This is a genomic window from Nocardiopsis sp. NPDC006139 (genome assembly GCF_040614155.1).
Lineage (GTDB): Bacteria > Actinomycetota > Actinomycetes > Streptosporangiales > Streptosporangiaceae > Nocardiopsis > Nocardiopsis changdeensis.
Window position 1 is genome coordinate 131,714 of the sequence record NZ_JBEXTT010000009.1, and the last position, 22,289, is coordinate 154,002.

A 22,289-nucleotide genomic window follows, 5' to 3' on the forward strand; every position below is an offset into this window, starting at 1 on the left:
CGACTCGCCAGGATGGACCCCCATGAGGACTCTGCTCCGGTTCGCCGGTTCCGTCACCCCCCTGCCCGCCGTCACCGCCGGGCTGGTCGCCGTGCTGGTCGGGGTGACGAGTTCCGCGGCCATCGTGTTCACCGCCGCGGAGGCCGCCGGGGCCGACTCCGGGCAGGTCGCGTCGTGGATGCTCGCCCTGGGTGTGGGCATGGCCGTCACCTGCGTGGGCCTGTCCCTGCGCTACCGGGCGCCCGTGGTCACCGCCTGGTCCACGCCCGGCGCCGCACTGCTGGCGGTGGGCCTGGACGGTGTGACGCTGGCGCAGGCGGTCGGCGCGTTCGTGTTCTCGGCCGCGCTGATCACGCTGAGCGGGGTGACCGGCTGGTTCGAGAAGGTCATGGACCGCATCCCCGTGCCGTTGGCCGCCGGGCTGCTGGCCGGGGTGCTGCTGCAGTTCGGGATCGGCCTGTTCACGAGCATGGAGGGCGACCTCGCCGTGGTGGCCGCGATGTTCGCGGTGTACCTGGCGGCCCGCCGCTGGGCGCCGCGGTACGCGGTGCCCGCCGCGCTGGTCGCCGGGGGCGCCGTGGCGGCCCTGGGCGGAACGCTGGACCTGTCGGGAGTGGTCCCCCGGCTCGCGGTCCCGGTGCTGGTCGTCCCCGAGTTCTCCTGGCAGGTGCTGGTGAGCGTGGGGGTGCCGCTGTTCGTGGTGACGATGGCGTCGCAGAACCTGCCCGGGGTGGCGGTGCTGCGCAACGACGGCTACCGGGTGCCGGTCTCGCCGCTGATCGGGTGGACCGGGGCGACCAACCTGGTGCTGGCGCCGTTCGGCTGCTTCGGCATGAACCTGGCGGCGATCACCGCCGCGATCTGCACGGGCCCCCAGGCCCACCCCGACCGGGAGCGGCGGTTCCTCGCCGGGGTGTGGGCGGGCGTCTTCTACCTGGTCGTCGGCGTGTTCGGGGCGACCGTCGCGGCGCTGCTGGTGGCGCTGCCCCCGGCGCTGATCGCGGCCATCGCCGGGCTCGGCCTGCTCGGCACGATCGGGGGGTCGCTGTCGTCGGCGCTGTCGGACGAGCGGTCGCGGGAGGCCGCGCTGGTGACGTTCCTGGCGACGGCGTCGGGGGTCACGTTCCTGGGCATCGGCTCGGCGTTCTGGGGGCTGGTCGCCGGAACGGTGACCTGGGCGGTCACCGCGCGGCGGGGCGCGCGGACCGACGAGGAGGCGGAGGCCGCGTGAAAGGCGGTTGCGCGCCCCGGCACGCGACCGGTAGAAATTACGCGCCCCGGTACGAACGGTGAACCGGGGTCCGAGAACGAGAGGAGGCCGGGCCATGTCCACCGTGCACATCGCGCTCGTGGCCTCCCGGGGGAACCGATAGGGCTCACGCGGCCCGCCCCCGGGCGGTCGGGCGCACACACGAAGGTGTCGCCTTGACTGTTGCAGTATCCGACCTGACCGTCCGTCCGATCACCGGACCCGAAGAACTGTCTCTGTTCAACCGGTTCCCGTACCTGTTGAACGACGAATTCGCCGAGGACCTGGCCGACGGCCGCCGCCGCGCCGAATGGATGTGGCTGGCCCTGGCCGGCGACCGCCCGGTGGCCCGGCTGTCCTTCTGGGCGGCGAAGCAGGGCGACGAGCCGCTGCTGACCGACGTCCTCGACGTCGACGACGAGGCCGCCGACCTGGACCGGGAGGCCGTCCTCGAACACCTGCTGCGCACGGCGGTGGCCGCCACCGTCCCTCCGGGGACGGTGCCGCCCGAGTTCCTGCGGTTCGTGTCCGCCGACTGGCGCTCCGACCCGCACGAGCGGCGGGCCGTGGCCGAGCGGATGGCCGCCGTGGAGAAGACCGGCGGCTCCCTGCTCGTGGAGCGGCTCCGCTTCCAGTGGGACCTGCGGGGCTCCGCGCCGCGCCCCGGCGGCCGGCTGCGCTTCCGGGGCATCCGGGACGAGCAGGAGATGCGGGAGCTGATGGAGCGGGCGCTGCAGGGCAGCCTGGACGCCCACCACCGGCACGAGCTGCTGACCATGACCCCCCAGGAGGTCGTCTCGGCCGAGTTCGCCCAGGAGTTCGGGCGCTACTCCACGCCGCGGTCCTGGTGGCGGATCGCCACCGGGCCCGACGGGGAACCGGTCGGGTTCGTGCTGCCCGCCCGCAACGCCAAGCACCCGATCATCGGGTACATCGCGGTGCTGCCCGAGCACCGGGGCAACGGGTACATCGACGACCTGCTGGCCGAGGGCACCCGGGTGCTGGTCGAGGAGGGCGGCGAGACGTACGCGCGGGCCGCCACGGACCTGGGGAACACCCCCATGGCCGCGGCCTTCGCCCGGGCGGGGTACGCCACCATCAGCGGGGTCGTCGACATGGTGTGGGACGCGCCCCTGTAGGCGCGGCCGCCGGGGCCTCCGGTCGGCCGGCATCGGCCGACCGGTCGCCCCTCACCAGGGGGCACCGCCGCGGACGCCGTGCCGTGGTCTTCGCTCACACCGTGGCGAAGACCCGTCCGGCCTCGGCGACGGCCGCCACCAGGTCCTGGGGGTCGGCGGTCATCCCGGCGATGACCAGGTCGATCTCCTCCAACCCGGCCCTGGCCAGCAGGGCCTTGTCGTTGGTCGTCCACTCGCCGCGCCCGGCCAGCACCGCGTGCGCCGTCTGGGCGGCCGCCTGCGCGATGAGGCCCGCGGTCTGGCTCACCCGCCCCTGCGGGGCGTGGTTGTGCTCGGCGTACCCGAGGGTGGCCGCGGCGACCCCGCGCCAGCGGGGCGGCGCGTTCCGGCGCAGGGCCTGCGGGTAGTCCGGCCGGGGCAGTTCGCCCAGGAGGGTCCGGCCCAGGGCGAGCTCGGCGACCACCAGGTAGGTGGGGATGCCCGCCAGGTGGAACAGCAGGGGTTCCACGTCGAAGTCGCCGGCCTGCGCCCGCTCGACCTCCCGCTCCACCACGTCCAGGTCCCGGTAGTGCACGTCCACCGGGCGGCCGTCGATGCGCAGCCACGCGCCGCCGTTGAACACACCCCCTCCCCAGCCGCCGACCTCCGATACCTCACCGGGCCAGCCGAGGTCCCGCAGCTCCCGCGGATCGAACCCCCCGCGGTAGTAGACCGCCAGGTCCCAGTCGCTGTCGTCCCGGTGCGTCCCCTGCGCACGCGACCCGCCCAGGGCCACCGCCCGCACCCCGGTCAGCCCGCCCAGCCGCGACGCCGTGTCCTTGAGGAAGATGTCGTCAGAACGTCCCATCCCGCCATGCTCCCACCCTCCCGGAGCCCGGGCTCCGGGAGGGTGACACGGCCTTCACCCCGGATGCGGGAGGCGGTGGCGGTTCAGCGCACCGACGGCTGTGCGGATGGTCGGTCGCCGTGACCCCCGAGGTCGCCGGTCGGCTGCTCGCGCTCCGGGCCGTAGGTCCGCCACCGCAGGAACCGCTCGGCCGGCCCCCGCACCCCGGCGCGCCGCATCAGGTCCGCCAGGACCACGGTCGTCGCCCAGACGGCGACGCCCACCAGGACCGAGGCGGTGGCGGACATCTCGGCGCCCAGGTTCAGCGTGTACGGCATGAACAGCGTCATCCAGGCCACCGACTGCAGCAGGTAGCAGGTCATCGACCGCTGCCCGGTGGCGACCAGGGCGCGGACCACCGGCCCCTGCCGCTCGCCGAACCGCACCGCCACCAGGGCGATGAGCGCCGCGTAGCCGAACCCGCCCGCGTATCCCGTGAGCACGTGCAGCCACGCCCCCAGGCCCTCCACCGCCGTCGACGGCGGCGCCCACAGGCCGGCGGACACCAGCGCCTGGGGAAGCCCGCCCAGAACGGCGAGCGGGATGCCGATCCCTGCGGTCCGGCGCAGCAGCGCCAGGTGCTCCTGCGGCCGCTCCATGACCCGGCGCCTGGCGGCCCACACCCCGATCGCGAACGGGAACACCGAGGTCAACAGCAGCAGCGGGGTCATCACCGGCCAGGTCATCAGCCGCATCCCCACGTCCGCCAGGTAGTCCTGGCCGAACGCGCCGGCGTCGGCGGAGGTGGCCTCGGGCAGGGTGGTGCCCAGCGCGTAGATCAGGGAGCCGCCCGCCATCCAGCCGAACGCGTGGGAGAGCAGCCTCCGGTCGGTGACGTGCAGCAGGCCCGCGAAGCACAGCGCGATGAGGCCGTAGACGGCGATGATGTCGCCGAAGAAGAGCAGCGCGGTGTGCAGCACCCCGATGAGCAGCATCCAGCGGCCGCGTCTGCGCACCAGGGAGCGCACGCGTGGCCAGGGCCGGCCTTCGGCCGTCCGCCGCAGGTGGATCCAGGCCAGCCCGTATCCGAACAGGGCGGCGAACATCGGGTAGCCGCGCGCCTCGGCGAACAGCATCAGCGCCATCGTCGTCACGGTGTCGGCCACTCCCGCGGAGTGGTCCCCGGCGGTCATCTGCCACAGGATGTGGGCGTGCACGACGGCGATGATCAGCAGCATCACGCCGCGGGCGAGGTCGGGGGCCACGGCCCGTCCCGTCAGCGGGACGCCGTAGGTACGAGGAGGGGGCATAGGGATCACTCCGGGAAGGTCGGACGCTAAGATACGGGTACGTAGCCAGTACGCGCTTTTAAGATACGGCATCGTTTCTTAGTTGGGAAGCCCTGTGGACAACCGGAACGAGGATTCGGCCGCGCCATCGGACGGGGAGTCCTCCCCGCGGCGTACACGCAGGCGCGGCGAACAGCTCGTCGGCGCCATCCACGAGGCCGCGATCCTGGAGGCGGCGGACAACGGCGTGGGCGGGCTGTCCATGGAGGGGATCGCCCGCCGGGCGGGCACCGCCAAGACCTCCCTGTACCGGCGCTGGTCCCTGCCCACGGACATCCTGCTGGACGCGATGTACAGCCACTTCCCGCAGGAGCGGCCCGCCCCGGGCGCCGACGACCTGCGCGGGGACCTCATCGACTCGCTGGCGATGCTGACCGAGCTGAGCTCGTCCCCCCTGGGGCAGGCGATGTTCGCGGTGATCGCCGAGTCCCTGCGCGACCCGGTGCTGCACGAGCGGTTCGACCACGAGGTGTTCGGCCCCCGGGGCGGGCGGTTCACCCGCACCGTCCTGATGCACTACGCCGAGCAGGGCCGGATCGACCCGGCCCGGGTCACCGACGTGACCACCGACATCGGGGAGGCGATGGTCCTCAAGTACTCGATCGACCACGGCCGGGCGCCCGACCGCGACCACCTCGCCCGGGTCGTCGACGAGGTGATCCTGCCCGCCGTCGGCGCGGACCCCCGCCCGGGCCGCACACCCTAGCCGCACCGCCCGGCGAAAGCGGAGAACCGGCGGAATCGCCACCGGCCGCCCGGCCGGGGCACCCGAGCAATGTCACCCCCGTCGGGAACCGCGCCGCGCGGAGCGGCTCCCGCGGACGGCGGCCACAGCGGACACCGCTGCACGGACCCGGCGGTCGAGGAGAACCGGCGGGAATGCCACAGGCCGCTCGGCCGGGTCGGACGTGGAGTCAACGGCGGCCCGCCACAACGCGGCATCGGCCACCCGGCCGGGCCGCCCCCACCGGGGCCGCACCGGGCGGAGCGGACACCCGCGGACCGCATTCGCGGTAAGACGCCGCGAGGCGGGGCCGGCGGGCGGGAAAACCGGTGGGGCGGCGCCGGGCGCCCGGCTAGGCTGCCGGGCATGTCACTGCCGCCGGGTGTCGCCGCCGACCGGGTCGAGGAGATCGACGTGGGCCTGTCCGGGGCCCGGGTCGCCCGTTTGTACGTCGCGGGGCGGCCGACGGCGGTGTTCAAGTCGGCGGACGCGGGCCGCCGTGACCTGGTGGCCGAGCTGGTCGGCACCGAGCGGCGGCTGCGCCTGCTGGCCGGCACGCGACTGCCGGTCCCCCGGCTGCTGGACTCCGGGCGGTGGCGGGGCTCGTACTGGCTGACCATGGAGCACCTCCCCGGCCGGGGCGCCCACGAGCCGGGGCACGACCGCGCGGAGCTGATCGCCCTGCTGGCCCGGGCTCTGCGCGACCTGCACGCCGTCCCGGTGGCGGGGCTACCGCTCCCGATGGGCCCGGACGTGCTGCTGGAGCAGGCGCGCGAGCGGGTGGCGTCGGGCGCCGTGGACCGCGGCTGGCGGGCACAGGGCCACACCCCGCGGGTCCCCGGGAGCGGCGGGCGGCGCACGTCGGGGGCGGCGGCGGTGCTGGCCGGGCTGGCCGACCGCCTGGAGCGGATCCCGGTGTCCGGGCCGGTCCTGCTGCACGGCGACTACTGCCTGCCCAACGTCCTGGTGGACGGGGAGGGCGGGTGGTCCCTCATCGACCTGGGCCGGGTGGGCGTGGGCGACCGCCACCTGGACCTGGCGGACATGACGGGCAGCATGCTGAGCGACCTCAACCCGTCGTTCGGGCCGCGCGACGCGGAGGCCTTCCTGGACGCCTACGGCCGCGACCTGGTCGACCCGGGGCTGCTGGAGCTGTACCGGGTCCTGGACGACTTCTTCTGGCCGGAGTGAGCCGGCGGCGTCCCGCCCGTGCGGCTAGGGCCCGTCCGTTCCGGCCTCCTTCTTCTCCTCCCCGGGCTCCCCGCCGCGCGGCGGGCGCCTGCGGAAGGCGCTCTCCGGCTCCCGGCGCAGGCTGCGCACCAGGCCGACCATCATGAAGAACGTGAGGACGAAGAACGGCAGCCCGAAGACGATGATCGTCTGCTGCAGGGCCTCCAGCCCGCCCACCCCGCTCGCGGTGAGCACGGTGGCGGCCACCACCCCCTCCGTGATACCCCAGAACACCCGCTGGCGGACGGGCGACCCGGGCCCGCCCGCGCACAGCATGTCGACCACGAGCGAGGCGGAGTCCGAGGAGGTGGTGAAGAAGACGACCACGATGAGGATGCTCACCGCGGAGACGAGGGTCGGCAGGGGGTAGTGGGCGAGGAAGGCGAACAGCGCGCCGGGGATGTCCTCCTCCACCACGACGTTGCGGACCAGCTCCCCGCCCTGGTTCATCTCGATGTCGAACGCGGACAGGCCGAAGACTCCGAACCAGATGATGCTGAAGGCGGTGGGCACGGCCAGGACCCCCAGGACGAACTCCCGGATGGTCCGGCCCCGGGAGATGCGGGCGACGAAGATCCCCACGAACGGCGACCAGGTGATCGTCCACGCCCAGTAGAAGACCGTCCACGTCCCCTGCCACCCCGTGTCGCCGAAGGTGTCGTTCCAGAAGGAGAGCGGGACCAGCCACGACAGGTACACGCCGGTGGTCTCGATGACCCCCTTGACGAGGTACAGGCTGGCCCCGGCGAGGAAGACGAAGACGAGCAGCCCCACGGCCATCACGATGTTCGCGGTGGACAGCCACTTGATGCCGACGTCCAGGCCGGTGGCCACGGAGATCACCGCGAGGGTCGTCACGGAGGCGATCAGGACGAGCTGGACGGCCCTGTTCTCCGGGACCCCGAAGAGCGTGTGCAGCCCGCTGTTGATCTGCATGGTGCCCAGGCCGATGGTGACGGCGACCCCGAAGAGCGTGCCCAGGACGGCGAAGGCGTCGATGAAGCGTCCGAGGGGCCCGAAGGTGCGCCTTCCCAGGAACGGGTACAGGATCGAGCTCACCCGGAACGGCAGCCCCTTGCGGTACGCGAAGTAGGCGAAGGCGAGCCCCGGAAGGCAGAAGATCGTCCAGGTGTGCAGGCCGAAGTGGTAGAGGGTGAACCCCATGGCCTCGCTCGCCGCCTGCACCGACTCCGGTTCCACGTCGCGCAGCGGCGGCGCGGCGAAGTGGCTGATGGGCTCCGCCACTCCCCAGAACATGAGGATGCTGCCGATACCGGCGGCGAAGAGCATGCAGAACCAGACGGGGTCGCTGTAGTCGGGCCGGCTGTCGTCGCCGCCGAGCCGGACGCGGCCGTACCTGCTCAGGGCGATCCAGACGAGGAAGCCCAGGAAGGTGGTCACCCCCAGGATGTAGAACCATCCCAGGTGGGTGAGGATCCAGTCGGACACGGCGCCGAAGGCCGCGTCCACCGTGTCGGTGAAGGCGATGGCGCACACCACGAATAGGACCGTCGCCGCGACCGCGCCGAAGAAGATGACCGGATCGGTCCTGAGACCGAGGGCTTTCGCCGCCCTGTCGAGCATATACGCCTCCCCGTGATGGTTTCCTCACGGAGAGTCTTGCCGCTCCGGCCCTCCGATGCGGGCCGGGACACGGCCGCGGACGGTTCCGGGGTCGTTCCCGGGGACCGCCCGCGGTCGGCGCGGGGCCGTCAGGCGCCGTCGAGCGAGCGCAGCAGCCCGCAGACCTGCTCGGGGTTCTCGTACAGGGACAGGTGGCCGGCGCCCTCGATGGTGTGGACCTCGGCGTCCAGGAAGCGCCGGGCGGGCCCGTGCAGGCGCGCCGGCGAGAAGAACGGGTCGTGCGACCCGGTCGCGACCGCGACGGGCGTGTCGGACCAGGCGCGGATCTGCTCCGCGTACAGCGGGCTGGGCGTGGACCCGGTGCGGCAGCTGCGCGCGAGCAGGGTGAGCCACTCGGCCTCCTCGCGGTGCTCCTCGCAGGGCGTCTGCGGCCCGCTGAGGAACTCGACGAGGCGGCCGCTGTTCTGCTCGGTGGGGCGGAGCATCCACGGCAGGGTGGCCCGCATCGACTCGGAGGTCATCCCGGGTGCGGTCAGCCCGGCCGGGTTGAGCAGCAGCAGCCCGGCGACCAGCGGCGACGGAGTGGAGGCCAGCGCGATGGCGGCGCCCCGGGAGTGGCCGAGCACGAGGACCGGCCGGTCGGTGATCTGCGGCAGGAGCTCGTCGAACCAGGCCCCGTACGCCTCGATCCCCGGTTTGCCGACGCGCTCGCCGCAGCTGAGGCCGGGCTGCCCGGGCAGGTCCACCAGGTACACGGGGCGGTCCGCGGACAGGGCGCGGGCCGCGGGCACCGTGGTGGCGGCGTTGAAGTTGGTGCCGGACAGGATCAGGACCGGGGTGCCGGGGCCGCCGGTGGACCGGAACGCCTGGGTGCTGCCCATGCGGGTGTCCACGGGGGGCAGGGGGCCGAGTTCGGGCCAGCGGCTGAGGGCTTTGTGGCACCAGGCGTGTACCGAACGCTCGGCGCTCTCGGAGCGGTAGACACGCGCGGTGCGCGAAGGAACGACGGTCATGGATCTGGGATTTCGCGTAGGGAGAGTGCTGTTCGCCGGTCTGCTGCCCGGCGCGCCAAGAGAGGACTGTACGCCTCCCGTCGGCCCCGTGCCACCTCGGGGGCGGGAGCGGCCGCGGGAAGGCGTTCCGCGATCTTCTCCGATGCGCGGAATGTGTCCGTTCCCGAGCGCTTTCGACCCTTTCCTCCCCGAAGAACGGGCGGTGGCGGGGAGGGCGCGGCCCGGGGGTGACCGGCACCGGCCACCGCCGCGGGGAACGCCGGAGGGCGCCCCCGCCCGCCGGGAGCGCCCTCCGCACGCCGGGGTCAGACGACGTTGAACCCGTCCGGGTCCGGCCCGATGCGGCCGTCGCGGTCCAGGGCGCCGATCCTGTCCAGGTCGTCGCCCTCCAGTGCGAAATCGAACACGTCGAAGTTCTCCGCGATGCGGGACGGGGTCACCGACTTGGGGATCACGATGTTGCCGGTCTGCAGGTGCCAGCGCAGCACGACCTGGGCGGCGGTCTTGCCGTGCTTCGCCCCGATCTCCGCCAGCACGGGCTCCTCCAGCAGGCCCTTGCCCTGGCCGAGCGGGCTCCAGGCCTCGGTGAGGATGCCGTGGGAGGCGTTGAGCCCGCGCATGGCCTCCTGCGAGAAGTACGGGTGCAGCTCGATCTGGTTGACCGCGGGCACCAGGTCGGTGTTCTCCAGCAGGCGGGCCAGGGTCTTCTCGGTGAAGTTGGACACGCCGACCGCCTTGGCGCGGCCCTCGGCGGCGATGCGCTCCAGCACCTTCCAGGTGTCGACGTAGGCGTCCTGGGCCGGGACCGGCCAGTGGATCAGGTACAGGTCGATGTAGTCCAGCCCCAGCCGCTCCAGGCTGGCGTCGAACGCCTTGAGGGCCTTGTCAGCGCCCTGGTCGTCGTTCCACAGCTTGGTGGTGACGAACAGCTCCTCGCGGGGCAGCCCGGAGGCGGCCAGGGCCCGGCCGGTGCCCGCTTCGTTGTCGTAGATGCGGGCGGTGTCGATGCTGCGGTAGCCGACTTCCAGGGCGGTCTCGACGGAGGCCTGGGCCTGGTCGTCGGGGACCTGCCAGACACCGAAGCCGAGCTGCGGCATGCGGAGGCCGTTGTTGAGGGTGACGTACTGCATGGATCCCTTTCCGGGGTCACGAGGATGAGGAAGGTGTGGCGCGGGGGGCGGGAGCAGAGTAGGGCGTGTTCGGTGGACGCTTTCGTGCGGCCCGGCGCTTGCGCCGGGTGCCGGGAGCGGTCGTCGGGCGATCCCTCACAAGCCGCCTGGCGAGGTGGGCCCGGGTAGGCCGTCCGAGCACGGGCGGCGCGGCGAGAGGCGGCCCGGCGGCCGCGCCCCGGAATGATCCCCCGAACACGCCCTAAGGGGCCAGCCGGACCAGCATCTTGCCGGTGTTGGCGCCGCGCATCATGTCCAGGAAGGCGGTGACGGCGTTCTCGATGCCGTCCACCACGGTCTCCTCCGCGCGAAGGTCGCCGTCGGCCAGCCACCCGGCGGCGCGGCGGGCGTACTCGCCCATGAGGCGGGCGTGGTCGCCGACGATGAAGCCGCGCAGGGTGAGCCGCTTGCCCACGGCGAGGAACAGGTTGTCCGGCCCGGGCACCGGCTCGGTGGCGTTGTACTGGGAGATCGCCCCGCACAGGGCGAAGCGGGCGTGGTCGCGCGCGGCGGCGATGGCCGCCCGCAGGTGGTCGCCGCCGACGTTGTCGAAGTAGACGTCGATCCCGTCGGGGGCGGCCTCGGCGAGCTGCTCCTCCAGCCGGCCCTCGCGGTAGTCGATGGCGGCGTCGTAGCCGAACTCCTCGACCAGGCGGCGCTTCTTCTCCGGGCCCCCGGCCGAGCCGATGACCTTGGCGGCGCCCAGGCGGCGGGCGATCTGCCCGGCGAGGGAGCCGACCGCCCCGGCGGCGCCGGAGACGAACACCACGTCCCCCTCGCGGACGGGGGCGATCTCGGTGAGGCCGACGTAGGCGGTGAAGCCGATCATGCCCAGCGCGTTGAGGTAGGCCTGGGCGGGCGCGGCCCCTGCGTCCACGGCCCGGACCGCCCCGGCGGGCGCCAGCGCGTGGTCGCGCCAGCCCAGCGAGTGCAGCACGGTGGTGCCGACCGGGACCGAGTCGTCCCCGGAGGCGATGACCGTGCCGACCGCGCCGCCCTCCATGGCCTCGCCGAGGCGGTAGGGGGCGACGTAGGACTTGGTGTCGTTCATCCGGCCGCGCATGTACGGGTCGACGGAGATCCACTCGTTGCGGATCAGGACCTGCCCGGGGCCGGGGTCGGGCAGGGTGGTCTCGACGAGCGCGAAGTCGCCGGGGACGGGCTCCCCGACCGGGCGGGCGACCAGGTGGACTTCCCTGCTGGTGACGGACACGGTGGCACCTCTCGAACGGACTGCCGCGGGAACGGGTACGGGCCCCGCGCGATGGGCGGTGGGCCCGGTGGCCGACGCTAGTACCTCCACGTATTGATCGACCAATAAAATCGCCGAAGTGAGCCATAGGTATTCCAATGGATCCGCGGCGGTCCTCGGGGACGCCCGCGTCGAGACCGGTCCCGCCCCGCTGGATCTCCAGCAGCTGCGGACGTTCCTGGCCGTGCACCGGTCGGGGTCCTTCACCGCGGCCGCGCAGGCGTTGCGCCTGTCACAGCCGACCGTGACCACTCAGATACGGGCCCTGGAGCGCCGGCTGGGGCACTCCCTGTTCGAGCGGCTGCCGCGGGGTGTCGCGCCGACCGCGGAGGCCAACGAACTGGCGGCGCGGGTCGCCGAGCCCCTGGACGCGCTGGAGCTGGTGGCCGGGGGCGGTCCGGCGGTCCCGCACCGGCCGCTGCGGCTGGCCGGGCCGGCGGAGGCGCTCCAGGTGCTGGTGCTGCCCGCCCTGGCCCCGCTGGTGGAGTCGGAGGGGCTGCGGCTGCGGGTGCGCCACGGCCTCTCCGACGACCTGCTGGAGGAGCTGCGAGCGGGACGGCACGACCTGGTGGTGTCCACGGTACGGCCGCGCGGGCGCTCGCTGGTGGCCGAGCCCTTGGCGGACGAGGAGTTCGTGCTGGTGGGGGCGCCGCTGTGGGCGGATCGCATCGGCCCGGAACGGATCGCCCGGCAGGGGGCGCCGGCCCTGTGCGAGGTCCCCCTGGTGGCCTACGACGAGAGCCTGCCGATCCTGCGCCGGTACTGGCGGCACGTGTTCGGAGTGCGGCTCACCTGCAAGGCGGCGGTGGTCGTGCCGGACCTGCGGGCGGTGATGGCCACGGTGGCGGGCGGCGCCGGGGTCAGCGTGCTGCCGCGCTACCTGTGCCAGGGGGAGCTGGACGCGGGGCGGCTGGTGACGCTGCTGGAGCCGGAGGACCCGCCGATCAACACGGCGTTCCTGGTGCGGCGGCCGGGGATACCGGAGAACTCCTGTCTGGAGGGGGTGCTGTCGCTGCTGTCCGCGGCGGGGCGCTCCTGGTGAGCCCCGCGTTCGCATCCGGTCGCAACCGTCCCCCCTGTACGGGGATCCCACCCCCCGGCAACGGCGGAGCGGAGGAGGACGCATGGCGGAACGGACACCGGTGGGCGTGCGGCGCGGGTCGCGGCCCGTGACCGTGCTGGTCGGTCTGGTGGCGGCGGGGTTCGCGGCCTTCGCGCTGATGCGCGGGCTGGGCCTGGAATGCGGGTTCCCGCTGGTGCCGCTCATGGCCTACACGCCCTACGCCGCGGGGGCCGCCGTCCTGGCCGTCGCCCTGGCGAGGGTGCTGCGCCGGTGGGTGTCCCTGGCGGTCCTGTCCGTGGCGGCCGCGGTGCTCGTGGCGGCGGTCGTGCCGCGCGCGGCCGTGTTCTTCGCGGTGACCGACATGGGCGGGCCCGAACTGCGGGTGGCGACCTTCAACGTCCTGGGCGGCGGGGCCCGGATCGACGGGATCGTCGGCCTGGTCCGCGAGCACGGGGTGGACGTGCTGGCCCTCCAGGAGGTCACCCCGGAGGTGCTGGCCGACCTGTCCGCCGCCGGGCTCGACGACCTGCTGCCGTACACCGTCGACCACTCCGGGGCCGGGGTGGAGGGGAGCACCGTGCACGCGGCGCTGCCGCTCACCGACACGGGCGCGCTGAACGGGCCGGACGGGTTCGCCATGCCCGTCGCCGCCATGGAGGTCCCGGGCGCGCGATACGGCGGGGCGGTGGAGGTGGTGTCGGTGCACACGCCTCCCCCGCTGAACGCGGAGTACGTCGCGGCCTGGGAGACGGAGCTGGCGGCGCTGACCGCTCCCCCGCCGGAGGGCGTGCGGCGGATCCTGGCCGGGGACTTCAACGCCACCCTGGACCACGCGGCCCTGCGCGAGGTCCTGGACTCGGGCTACCTGGACGCGGCGGCCGAGCTGGGCGAGGGCACCCGCCCGACCTGGCCGGTCCTGGGGCGGACGCTGCCCCCGGTGACCATCGACCACGTGCTGGTGGACCCGGGCATGGGGGTGGCCGACCTGGAGGTGGTGGAGGTGACCGGCAGCGACCACCGGGCCGTGGTCGTCACCGTGACCCTTCCCGGCGGCCGCTGACGGCACGCCGCGGCCGGGATTGACCTTCACACCGGTGGCACGGTCTACGGTCGGCGCATGAGCGAACAGGCCCCCGGCACGACATCCGCGACCCGCTTCCAGGTGGTGCTGCCCGACGAGTCCCCGGACATGCCGCCGCGGGTCCTCGCCGACCTCGCGCGGCGGGCCGAGGAGCTGGGTGCGGACGCCCTCTGGCTGCCGGACCACCTGCTCCCGCCCGCCCCCTACGGGACCACCTTCGGCGGCGTGTACGAGCCCCTGGTGACGCTGGCCCACCTGGCCGCCCGCACCGAGCGGGTGCGGCTGGGCACGTCGGTGCTGGTGGCGGCGATGCGCGACCCGTTCACCCTGGCCAAGCAGGCGGCGACGCTGCACGCCCTGTCCGGCGGGCGGTTCGTGCTGGGGGTGGGGGTCGGCTGGTCCCGGGAGGAGTTCGCCGCGGTGGGCGCGGACTTCGCCACGCGCGGCGCCCGCACCGACGAGACGCTGCGGCTGCTGCGGCACCTGTTCGAGGGCTCGGGCCCCTTCCGGGGCCGGTTCCACTCCTACGACCGGGGGGTGTTCGAGCCCCGCCCGGCGTCGCCCCTGCCGGTGACGGTGGGCGGCGCCTCCGAGCCCGCCCTGGCGCGGGCCGCGGCCCTGGGCGACGCCTGGCAGGGGGTGGGCCTGGACGCCGCCGGGTTCGCGCGCCGCCGCGACCGCCTACGGGAGCTCACCGAACGCCCGGTGCGGGCGCAGACCCGGATCGCGTGGGACGGCGGGGAAGCCGGGTTCGACGGGGCCGTGGACCTGTACCGGGCTCTGGAGCGGGAGGGCGCGGACGCCGTGGCGGTGTGGTTCGGGGACTGGGAGGGGTTCGGCGAACGGATGGAGAGGTTCGCCGCGGCGGTCCTGCGGCCGGCCTGACGGGCCCGGCCGCCGTCAGCCGAAGAGGCCGCCCCGGTACTTCTTGTGGACCGCCTGCTTGGACACCCCCAGGGCGTCGGCGATCCGCTCCCAGGTGGCCCCCTGGTTGCGGGCCCGGCGCACCAGGACCGCTTCGAGCCGTTCCATCTCCTGGCGCATGCGCACGGTGGCGTCCAGCCCGACCAGCGGATCGGTGTTCTCGGTGGCACGGGCCAGGTCGGCCAACCGCTCGGCGTCCATGGATCGACTGTAAACGAGGCCCGCGGCGACCGCACCGTGCGGGCCGCGCCGCTTCCGGCCGCCCGGCCGGGCGCGGCCCGTCCGCCGGGGTCCGGGCCCGGGGCCGGCATCGGGCCTGTGACAGGGTGGGGACGCTTCGATGAACCGGACGAAGGAGTGCATATGGGACGCGACATCGCGACGGAGGAGCTGGTGCCGGGGGTGTCCGTGGACCGCGCCCGGTTCGAGGACGTCCCGGCGATCGTCCGGCTGCTCGCCGACGACCGGCTGGGCGCCTCCCGGGAGGCTTTGGACGACCCGGAGGTGTACCGGCGGGCGTTCGAGGACATCGACGCCGACCCGAACCAGTTCCTGGCGGTGCTGCGCCGGGGCGACCGGGTGGTGGGCACCCTCCAGCTGACGTTCGTCCCCGGGCTGTCCCGGCGGGGCGCGCTGCGGGTCCAGGTGGAGGCGGTCCGGGTGCACGGCGGCGAACGCGGCACCGGCCTGGGGACCGCGTTCATGGAGTGGGTGGAGCGGGTGGCCCGCGGCCGGGGCGCGGCACTGGTGCAGCTCACCTCGGACCGGGCCCGCGAGGACGCCCACCGGTTCTACGAGCGCCTCGGCTACGCGCCCTCGCACCTGGGGTTCAAGAAGCCCCTCGGCTGACCGGATCGTTCCGGTGGCGGCCCCGATCGTGCCTGTCCGGACGCGGTGGCGGCGCGGGAGGATCGGCCCATGACGAGAGCACTCCTTGTGGTCGACGCCCAGAAGTCCTTCCTACAGCGGGAGACCTGGCGGGCCTCCTCCAACCCCGACGTCGCCGACGACGCCGCCCGGCTCGTGGCGCACGCCCGGGGGCGCGGCGACCTGGTGGTGTGGGTCCTGCACACCGAGCCGGGGACCGGCACCCCCTTCGACCCCGCGCTCGGGTTCGTCGAGCCCATGGACGGGCTCGACCCCCGGGAGGGCGAGCCGGTGCTGTACAAGACCGTGCACAGCGCGTTCGGCGGCACCGGCCTCCAGGGCATCCTCGACGATCGGGGGGTGACGGAGGTGGCGGTCTGCGGCATCCGCACCGAGCAGTGCTGCGAGACCACCGCCCGGGCCGCCTCCGACCTGGGGTACGGCGTCACCTTCGTGGTGGACGCCACCGCCACCGAGCCGATCCCGGCCCCCGGGTCGCGGCCGGGGCGGCCGCTGGCGGAGGTCCTCGCCGACCCGGCGACGCTGGACACCGGGGACGTCGTCACCCGCACCGTGTACGCGCTGTCGGGAAGGTTCGCGCGGATCGCCACGGTCGCCGAGGTGACCGGCGTAGACTGACCGGATCGTGACCCTCGTCAGCTTTCTCCTCGTCCCCGGCGTGCACCTGTTGGACCTGGCCGGTCCGGCGCAGGTGTTCTCCACCGCGGCCGACCTGGGCCTGGGGTACGAGGTGCGCTACAGCGCGGCGCACGAGGAGGTGGCCACCGCGCAGGGCCCGGCCCTGCGGGTGGGCACCGACGTCCCGCCGCCCTCCCCCGACGGCCTGGTGGTGGTCCCGGGGTGGCGGGCGGGCGGCCGGGTCCCGCACCGGGTGCTGACCGACGGGCAGGCCGGCGCGCTGTCCGCCCACCGCGCCGCGGGCGGGACGGTGGCGAGCGTGTGCTCGGGCGCCTTCGCCCTGGGTGAGGCCGGGCTGCTGGACGGGCGGCGCTGCACCACCCACCACGGCCTCCAGGACCTGCTGGCCCGCCGGTTCCCGCGCGCCCGGGTGGTGCCCGACGTGCTGTACGTGCCCGACGGCGGCGTGCTCACCTCGGCGGGCATCGCCAGCGGCATCGACCTGGCCCTGCACCTGGTCACCGTGCGGCACGGGCCGTCGGCGGCCGCGGCGGTCGCCCGGGAGATGGTGGTCTACGCCCGCCGCAACGGGGACGAACCGCAGGCAGGGGTGATGCTGAGGCACCGGGGGCACCTGGTGGACGCGGTGCACCGGGTGCAGGACGTCATCGACGCCCGGTTCCGCGAACCGCTGCCGCTGGCGGAGCTGGCGACGACGGCGCGGGTGAGCGAGCGGACGCTGACCCGGCTGTTCACGGCCGCGACCGGGCTCACGCCGCTGCGCTACCAGCAGGGGCTGCGCCTGGAGCACGCCGAGCACCTGATCGGCGCGGGCGAGACCGTGGAGGCCGCGGCGCGCGCCGTCGGGTTCGGCGACGCCCGGATGCTGCGCCGCCTGCGCTCGCGCCCCTCCTGACCCGCGCCGGAGCACCCCCGGTGGACCCGGAACACACGGGGACCCGCCGCCCAGCGGCGGGTCCCCGGAGGCCGCGGATCAGGCGCGCAGGGCCTCGACGAGCTCGTGCTCGTCGTCCTTGGACAGGTTGGTCTGGATGACCGTGGGCCGGAGCGGCTTGAACGCGTCGATGACGCGGTCGGCGGTGGTGATGTCGGCGAGCAGGAAGACGGCGGCGCGGCCGTCCTCCAGGTGGGTGCCGATCTGCTTGATCATGTCGTCGTCGATGCCGATGTCGGTGAGCTTGCCCGCCACGGCGCCGGTGGCCGCGCCGACGGCCAGGCCGAGCAGCGGGTTGAGGAAGATCAGGCCGATGAGGGTGCCCCACAGGGCGCCGCCGGCCGCGCCCATACCGGTGGTGCTCACGGTCTGCTGGATGCGGGGGCGCCCCTTGTCGTCCTTGTAGGCGTAGGCGGCGTCCTCCAGCCGGAGCAGCTGCTGCTTGTTGAGGTCGGCGGCGATGTCCAGGGCGCGCTCGGCGGTTTCACGGTCGGCCACGCCGAGGACGATGAGCTGTGACATGGGTGTGCGTTCTCCCGTCGTCGCCGGGCCCGGGTGTCGGGCCCGATCGGCGGAACCCTTCCCGGAGGCGGCCCCCGCCAATGCCAGGCCGGGGCAAAGACGGGGCCGGGCGGGGGCTCAGGTGCGGCGGGCGAGGAAGAGGCGGGTGACGTAGGGGATGCGGATCCGCCCGTCCGGGAAGTGCTCGCGGGCCAGGGCCGTGATGGCCGCGCGGGTGGCGTCCTCGCCCAGGGCGCGGACGACCGAGGCGACCTTGCTGGAGGACAGCGCGTTGCCCAGCAGCTTCTCCAGGTCGAGCTCCCGGGTCCAGGCGGTGGAGTGCCCGACCGCGTCGGCCAGCCCGTCCGCGGCGTTCATCTCCCCCACCGTGTCGAACACCCGGTAGTCGCGCCGGTAGTCGTCGCCGTACTTCTCCAGCAGGCCCTCGTAGGCGTCGACGAAGTCGCTGGACTCCCAGTCGCGGTCGTTGTGCAGGACGGCGACGGTGCCGCCGGGGACCAGGACGCGGACGGCCTCGGCGTAGAACGCGGGCCGGTCGAACCAGTGCACGGCCTGGGCCGCCAGGACCAGGGAGGCCGACCCGTCCGGGAAGGGGAGCGCCTCGGCGCGGCCGTCCGCGTACTCCAGGCCGTCGGCCTCGTCGGCGGCGGCACCGCGCATGGCCCGCCCGGGTTCGATGCCGACCACGCGGGGCCCGGGGCCGAACAGGTGGCGCAGGGTCCGGGTGGAGATCCCGGTTCCGGAGCCGACGTCGAGCAGGAGCCGGGGCTCACCGCCTCCCGCCAGGACGTGCTCGCGGAGGCGTTCGGTGATGTCCGCGGGATAGCCGGGGCGGAAGCGCCGGTAGTCGTCGGTGAGCCGGTCGAAGGCCTGGGTCCTGTCGGTCAACGGAGGCGCCTCCCCATGGGGTCGTGCGACCCGCCCGGTCGGCGGGCCCGGACACCAACCTAGCCCGGCGGGCCCGCCGCGCGCCCGGCCGGGGCCGGGCCGGGTCAGGGGGCGGGGGCCGGGGCGCGGTAGTGGGAGGGGCTGCGTCCGGTGTGGTGCTTGAAGGCGGCGCTGAAGGCGAAGGCGCTGCCGTAGCCGACACGGGCGGCGACGGCCTCCAGGCCGAGGTCGGGGCGGGCCGTGAGGAGGTCGCCGGCGAGGGTGAGGCGCCACGTGCGCAGGTAGGTCATGGGCGGGGTGCCCACGGCGCGCTGGAAGCGGTCGGCCAGGGTGGAGCGCGAGACGGCGCAGGCGCGGGCCAGGCCCGCGAGGGTCCACGGGTCCGCCGGGCGTTCGTGGACGAGGTCCAGGGCACGGGCCACCACCGGGTCGTGGCGGGCGTTGAGCCAGCTCGGGGCGTGGTCGGGCGCGTCCTCGATCCAGGCGCGGACGGCCATCACCAGCAGGCAGTCCAGCAGCCGGTCGTTGAGCCCGGACTGGGCGACGCGGTCGCTGGTGATCTCCCGGGACAGCAGGGACACCAGGGCCGGGTCGACGCGCTCGCCCGGCAGCACCGCCAGGCGGGGCAGCGCGGACAGGGCCAGCCGGCCGACCTCGCTGTCGTCCTCGTAGGCGCCGACGATCAGGGTGTCGGGCCCGTCGGGGTCGTTCCCCCACGTCCCGACGCCGTGGAGCATGCTCAGGTGCACCTCCTGGCCGTCGGCCGCCACGCAGCGCTGTCCGGGGTGGACGGTGATCGTGGGGGCGCGCCCGCCCCGGTCGGAGAGCGTGTAGGGCTCGGGCCCGCGCACGAGGAGCACGTCCCCGGCCGTGGCCCGGTCGCCGCCGTCGCCGACGTCCACCCACACGTCCCCGGAGGTGACCACGGCCAGGGTGAGGGCGGAGCGGTCCAGCAGCCGGATGCCCCACGGGGGGCGCATGACGACGCGCAGGGTGAAGGCGCCCCGGGCCCGGGGTCCGTCCAGGAGGTGGGAGAGCGGATCCATGACCCGAGCCTATGCCAGACGTTCTCTTATGCCTTCCGGTATCCGGACCATGTTCCGTCCGGCTCCGGACTGGTGGACTCGGACCATGAACGAGAACACGAGCACCGAGCACATCCTCCTCACCGGCGGCACCGGGATGACCGGGCGCCGCGTCCACGCCCTCCTCTCCGAGGCCGGGTTCCGGACCCGGGTCGCCTCCCGGTCCGGGGAGCCGCGCTTCGACTGGCACGACACCTCCACCTGGGACGCCGCTCTGGACGGGGTCACCGGCGTCTACCTCTGCTACCACCCCGACCTGGCGTTCCCCGGCGCCGCCGGAACGGTGGCGGCCTTCGCCGAACGCGCCGCACGGGCCGGGGTCCGCCGGATGGCGCTGCTGTCCGGGCGGGGCGAGAAGGGGGCGCGGGAAGCCGAGGACATGGTCCGCGCGGCGTTCCCCGGCACGACCGTGCTGCGCTGCTCGGTGTTCGCCCAGGACTTCTCGGAGAGCTTCTTCCTGCCCCCGCTGCTGGAGGGCGCCCTCCCGCTGCCGGTGCCCGACGTCCCCGAGCCGTTCGTGGACCTGGACGACGTCGCGCTGGTCGCCGCACGCTCCCTGGCCGGGGACGGGCACGGGGGTGCGACCTACGAGCTGACCGGCCCGGAGGCGGTCACGTTCGCCGAGGCGGTGCGCGTGGTGGGCGAGGTCTCCGGGAGGGACGTCCGCTTCCTGGAGGTGCCGCCGGAGGAGTTCGTCGCGGCGATGGCGGCGGCGGGCGCCCCCGAGGAGCTGGCGCACGGACTGGTGGGGCTGCTGGAGGAGATCCTGGACGGCCGCAACGCCGAACCCGCCGACGGGGTGGAGCGCGCCCTGGGCCGCCCCGCCACACCGTTCGCCGACTACGCCCGCAAGGCGGCGGACGCCTGGCGGTAGCCCGGCACGGCGGAGCAGGGGGCCGGGGCGGCGGGCGACCACCGCCGTTCCGGCCCTGGTCAGCGGCCCGTGGCGGCGCGGCGCCCGCAGCCGGACTCACGGTCCGTGACGGATCTCGACCCTTGGTCACGATGCGTGGATAAGAGCGGCGTAAGCGGGCACGGTGTGTGAACAAATGTCAGGTAAATCTTAAGTTTCCGTTTGAAGTTCGACTGCCGCCCGCCTCTCGGTGAAAGTTCCTGTGACCAGCCGCACAAGAACTTTCGGAGGAGGGGGCCATGCCGAGCTTCGGACGCGCCGCCACCGCGGGGAAGGACGCCGACCGGGCGTCCGCCCCGCGCAAGAAGCCCATCTACCGCCAGCTGTACTTCTGGGTGCTCGTCGGTATCGCGCTCGGCATCGCCGTCGGCCTGCTCTTCCCGACCTGGGCCGCCGACATGCGGTGGCTCGCCGACCTGTTCATCAAGCTCGTCAAGGTCGTCATCGCCCCGACCATCTTCTGTACCGTCGTCGTCGGCATCGCCGGCCTGGGCAACCTCGCCAAGGCGGGCGGACTGGCCCTGCGGACCCTGGTCTACTTCACGGCGACGACCATTCTCGCCCTGGCCATCGGCCTGGTCACCGTGAACATCATGCGGCCCGGCGTGGGCCTGAACGTGTCGTTCGACGAGGCCGACGCGGCCGACACCATCGCCAAGGCGGAGGAGAGCGGCGAGGGCTTCTCCGGCTTCGTCCTCCACACCATCCCCGATTCGTTCTTCTCGGCGTTCGTCGACGGCCAGCTCATCCAGGTGCTGGTCCTGGCCATCCTGGTCGCCTGCGCGCTGACCATGCTCGGCAAGCGCGGCGAGGCCGCCGTGCGCGCCCTGGACACGATGTCGCACATCATGTTCGGCGTCATCAAGATCGTCATGTACGCCGCCCCCATCGGCGCCTTCGGCGGCATGGCCTTCACCATCGGCGAGTACGGCGGCCAGGTGCTGACCAGCCTCGCCTACTTCATGCTCAGCTTCTACGTCACCTGCGTGCTGTTCGTCATCGTGGTCCTGGGCATCATCAGCCGCCTGGCCGGGTTCGGCCTGTTCAAGCTGCTGCGCCTGATCCGCGACGAGCTCCTGATCGTCCTGGGCACCTCCTCCAGCGAGTCCGTGCTGCCGCGCATGATGACCAAGCTGGAGGCCGCGGGCGTCAAGAAGTCCGTGGTGGGCCTGACCATCCCGACCGGGTACTCGTTCAACCTGGACGGCACCGCGATCTACATGACCATGGGCGCGATCTTCATCGCCCAGGCCACCGGCTCGGACGTGTCCGTGTGGACCCAGATCGGCCTGCTGCTCTTCATGCTGCTGTCCAGCAAGGGCGCGGCGGGCGTCAGCGGCGCCGGACTGGTGACCCTGGCCGCCTCGCTGGCCGCGTTCGGCGACGTCATCCCGCTGGCCGGGATCGCGCTCATCGTCGGCATCGACCGGTTCATGTCCGAGGCCCGCGCCCTGACCAACCTCACCGGCAACGCGGTGGGCACCCTGGTCATCGCCCGCTGGACCGGCGGCCTGGACCGCGACCGGTTGAAGCACGTGCTCGACAACCCGAACTCCATCGACATGGACGCCCTCATGAGCTTCGACGACGGATCCTCCGACAAGAAGGAGGACCGGTCCGGCGAGGAGTCCGAGGCTGGAAGGGCCGAGGACACCGCCGAGGCCGCCGAGACCGCGGAGGCCGCCGGCTCCGGCACCCGGCCCTCCGACGGGGGCGCGGACGGGGACCGCGCCCCGGTGGGGACCCGCGGCTGACCGACCGACCCCGCGCGGTCCGGCTCACTCCCGGCCCACGGACCGCGCCCGGTGCGCGCACTC

Annotated in this window: 22 protein-coding genes; 12 read left to right on the forward strand and 10 right to left on the reverse strand. The window is 73.9% G+C overall.

The genetic code is table 11. The features are described from left to right. Positions 1–22 precede the first annotated feature (22 nt). Both ABZ249_RS14405 and ABZ249_RS14410 read left to right on the forward strand, forming a co-directional pair. Positions 23–1,231, forward strand: coding sequence for a benzoate/H(+) symporter BenE family transporter (locus ABZ249_RS14405; protein WP_220559458.1), 1,209 nt, complete (start codon positions 23–25; stop codon positions 1,229–1,231). A gap of 194 nt (positions 1,232–1,425) precedes the next feature. Continuing rightward, positions 1,426–2,388: a GNAT family N-acetyltransferase gene (locus tag ABZ249_RS14410; protein WP_355262143.1), complete on the forward strand. Its 963-nt coding sequence runs from the start codon at positions 1,426–1,428 to the stop codon at positions 2,386–2,388. Positions 2,389–2,482: 94 nt separating this feature from the next. Here the strand turns inward: ABZ249_RS14410 and ABZ249_RS14415 are convergent, their stop codons facing one another. Next, positions 2,483–3,235 (reverse strand): nucleotidyltransferase domain-containing protein, encoded by a 753-nt coding sequence (locus tag ABZ249_RS14415; protein WP_355262146.1) that lies wholly within the window; start codon positions 3,233–3,235, stop codon positions 2,483–2,485. 83 nt (positions 3,236–3,318) lie between these two features. Next, entirely contained in the window at positions 3,319–4,524 is a 1,206-nt protein-coding gene (locus ABZ249_RS14420; protein ID WP_355262149.1) for a DUF418 domain-containing protein, read from the reverse strand. 94 nt (positions 4,525–4,618) lie between these two features. Between ABZ249_RS14420 and ABZ249_RS14425 the strand changes: the two genes are divergently transcribed. Then, complete coding sequence (locus tag ABZ249_RS14425) at positions 4,619–5,269, forward strand: TetR/AcrR family transcriptional regulator (RefSeq protein ID WP_355262152.1); 651 nt, start codon at positions 4,619–4,621, stop codon at positions 5,267–5,269. Positions 5,270–5,653: 384 nt separating this feature from the next. After that, entirely contained in the window at positions 5,654–6,478 is an 825-nt protein-coding gene (locus ABZ249_RS14430; RefSeq protein ID WP_355262155.1) for an aminoglycoside 3'-phosphotransferase, read from the forward strand. Positions 6,479–6,502: 24 nt separating this feature from the next. Here ABZ249_RS14430 and ABZ249_RS14435 read toward each other — a convergent pair whose 3' ends face one another. From ABZ249_RS14435 to ABZ249_RS14450, 4 genes are all read right to left on the reverse strand, one after another. After that, a complete protein-coding gene (locus tag ABZ249_RS14435; RefSeq protein ID WP_355262158.1) occupies positions 6,503–8,101 on the reverse strand; it encodes a BCCT family transporter in 1,599 nt (532 codons plus the stop codon). Positions 8,102–8,229: 128 nt separating this feature from the next. Continuing rightward, positions 8,230–9,114 (reverse strand): alpha/beta hydrolase, encoded by an 885-nt coding sequence (locus tag ABZ249_RS14440; protein ID WP_355262161.1) that lies wholly within the window; start codon positions 9,112–9,114, stop codon positions 8,230–8,232. Between the two features lie 305 nt (positions 9,115–9,419). Next, entirely contained in the window at positions 9,420–10,244 is an 825-nt protein-coding gene (locus tag ABZ249_RS14445) for an aldo/keto reductase (RefSeq protein ID WP_355262164.1), read from the reverse strand. Between the two features lie 241 nt (positions 10,245–10,485). Next, on the reverse strand, positions 10,486–11,496 hold the full coding sequence (locus tag ABZ249_RS14450) for an NADP-dependent oxidoreductase (protein WP_355262167.1): 1,011 nt from the start codon (positions 11,494–11,496) through the stop codon (positions 10,486–10,488). A 190-nt stretch (positions 11,497–11,686) separates the two neighbouring features. Between ABZ249_RS14450 and ABZ249_RS14455 the strand changes: the two genes are divergently transcribed. The 3 genes from ABZ249_RS14455 (at position 11,687) to ABZ249_RS14465 (ending at position 14,564) form a co-directional block, all read left to right on the forward strand. Further along, positions 11,687–12,577 (forward strand): LysR family transcriptional regulator, encoded by an 891-nt coding sequence (locus tag ABZ249_RS14455; protein WP_355262447.1) that lies wholly within the window; start codon positions 11,687–11,689, stop codon positions 12,575–12,577. A gap of 82 nt (positions 12,578–12,659) precedes the next feature. Beyond that, positions 12,660–13,658: an endonuclease/exonuclease/phosphatase family protein gene (locus tag ABZ249_RS14460; protein WP_355262170.1), complete on the forward strand. Its 999-nt coding sequence runs from the start codon at positions 12,660–12,662 to the stop codon at positions 13,656–13,658. A 57-nt stretch (positions 13,659–13,715) separates the two neighbouring features. Further along, positions 13,716–14,564 carry a TIGR03619 family F420-dependent LLM class oxidoreductase gene (locus tag ABZ249_RS14465; protein WP_355262173.1) on the forward strand — a complete coding sequence of 283 codons (849 nt, stop codon included), beginning with the start codon at positions 13,716–13,718 and terminating at the stop codon, positions 14,562–14,564. Between the two features lie 15 nt (positions 14,565–14,579). On the opposite strand, the gene ABZ249_RS14470 is transcribed toward ABZ249_RS14465, so the two are convergent. After that, entirely contained in the window at positions 14,580–14,804 is a 225-nt protein-coding gene (locus tag ABZ249_RS14470) for a helix-turn-helix domain-containing protein (protein ID WP_220559445.1), read from the reverse strand. A 162-nt stretch (positions 14,805–14,966) separates the two neighbouring features. Here ABZ249_RS14470 and ABZ249_RS14475 point away from each other — a divergent pair, with 162 nt between their 5' ends. The 3 genes from ABZ249_RS14475 (at position 14,967) to ABZ249_RS14485 (ending at position 17,025) form a co-directional block, all read left to right on the forward strand. Continuing rightward, complete coding sequence (locus tag ABZ249_RS14475) at positions 14,967–15,452, forward strand: GNAT family N-acetyltransferase (RefSeq protein ID WP_355262178.1); 486 nt, start codon at positions 14,967–14,969, stop codon at positions 15,450–15,452. Between the two features lie 69 nt (positions 15,453–15,521). Then, positions 15,522–16,109, forward strand: a complete 588-nt coding sequence (locus ABZ249_RS14480; RefSeq protein WP_355262181.1) for an isochorismatase family protein — start codon at positions 15,522–15,524, stop codon at positions 16,107–16,109. Positions 16,110–16,116: 7 nt separating this feature from the next. Beyond that, positions 16,117–17,025: a DJ-1/PfpI family protein gene (locus ABZ249_RS14485; RefSeq protein WP_355262184.1), complete on the forward strand. Its 909-nt coding sequence runs from the start codon at positions 16,117–16,119 to the stop codon at positions 17,023–17,025. A gap of 78 nt (positions 17,026–17,103) precedes the next feature. On the opposite strand, the gene ABZ249_RS14490 is transcribed toward ABZ249_RS14485, so the two are convergent. The 3 genes from ABZ249_RS14490 to ABZ249_RS14500 all read right to left on the reverse strand — a co-directional run bounded on the left by ABZ249_RS14490 (position 17,104) and on the right by ABZ249_RS14500 (position 19,520). Further along, positions 17,104–17,586 (reverse strand): DUF1269 domain-containing protein, encoded by a 483-nt coding sequence (locus ABZ249_RS14490; protein ID WP_355262187.1) that lies wholly within the window; start codon positions 17,584–17,586, stop codon positions 17,104–17,106. Between the two features lie 117 nt (positions 17,587–17,703). Continuing rightward, positions 17,704–18,474 (reverse strand): class I SAM-dependent methyltransferase, encoded by a 771-nt coding sequence (locus ABZ249_RS14495; protein WP_355262190.1) that lies wholly within the window; start codon positions 18,472–18,474, stop codon positions 17,704–17,706. Between the two features lie 104 nt (positions 18,475–18,578). Then, the gene (locus tag ABZ249_RS14500; RefSeq protein WP_355262193.1) at positions 18,579–19,520 is read right to left on the reverse strand and encodes an AraC family transcriptional regulator; all 942 of its coding nucleotides are present in this window, start codon (positions 19,518–19,520) and stop codon (positions 18,579–18,581) included. Positions 19,521–19,605: 85 nt separating this feature from the next. Between ABZ249_RS14500 and ABZ249_RS14505 the strand changes: the two genes are divergently transcribed. Beyond that, positions 19,606–20,433 carry an NmrA family transcriptional regulator gene (locus ABZ249_RS14505; RefSeq protein WP_355262195.1) on the forward strand — a complete coding sequence of 276 codons (828 nt, stop codon included), beginning with the start codon at positions 19,606–19,608 and terminating at the stop codon, positions 20,431–20,433. A 278-nt stretch (positions 20,434–20,711) separates the two neighbouring features. Next, entirely contained in the window at positions 20,712–22,226 is a 1,515-nt protein-coding gene (dctA, locus tag ABZ249_RS14510) for a C4-dicarboxylate transporter DctA (protein WP_355262198.1), read from the forward strand. Positions 22,227–22,289: the final 63 nt, after the last annotated feature.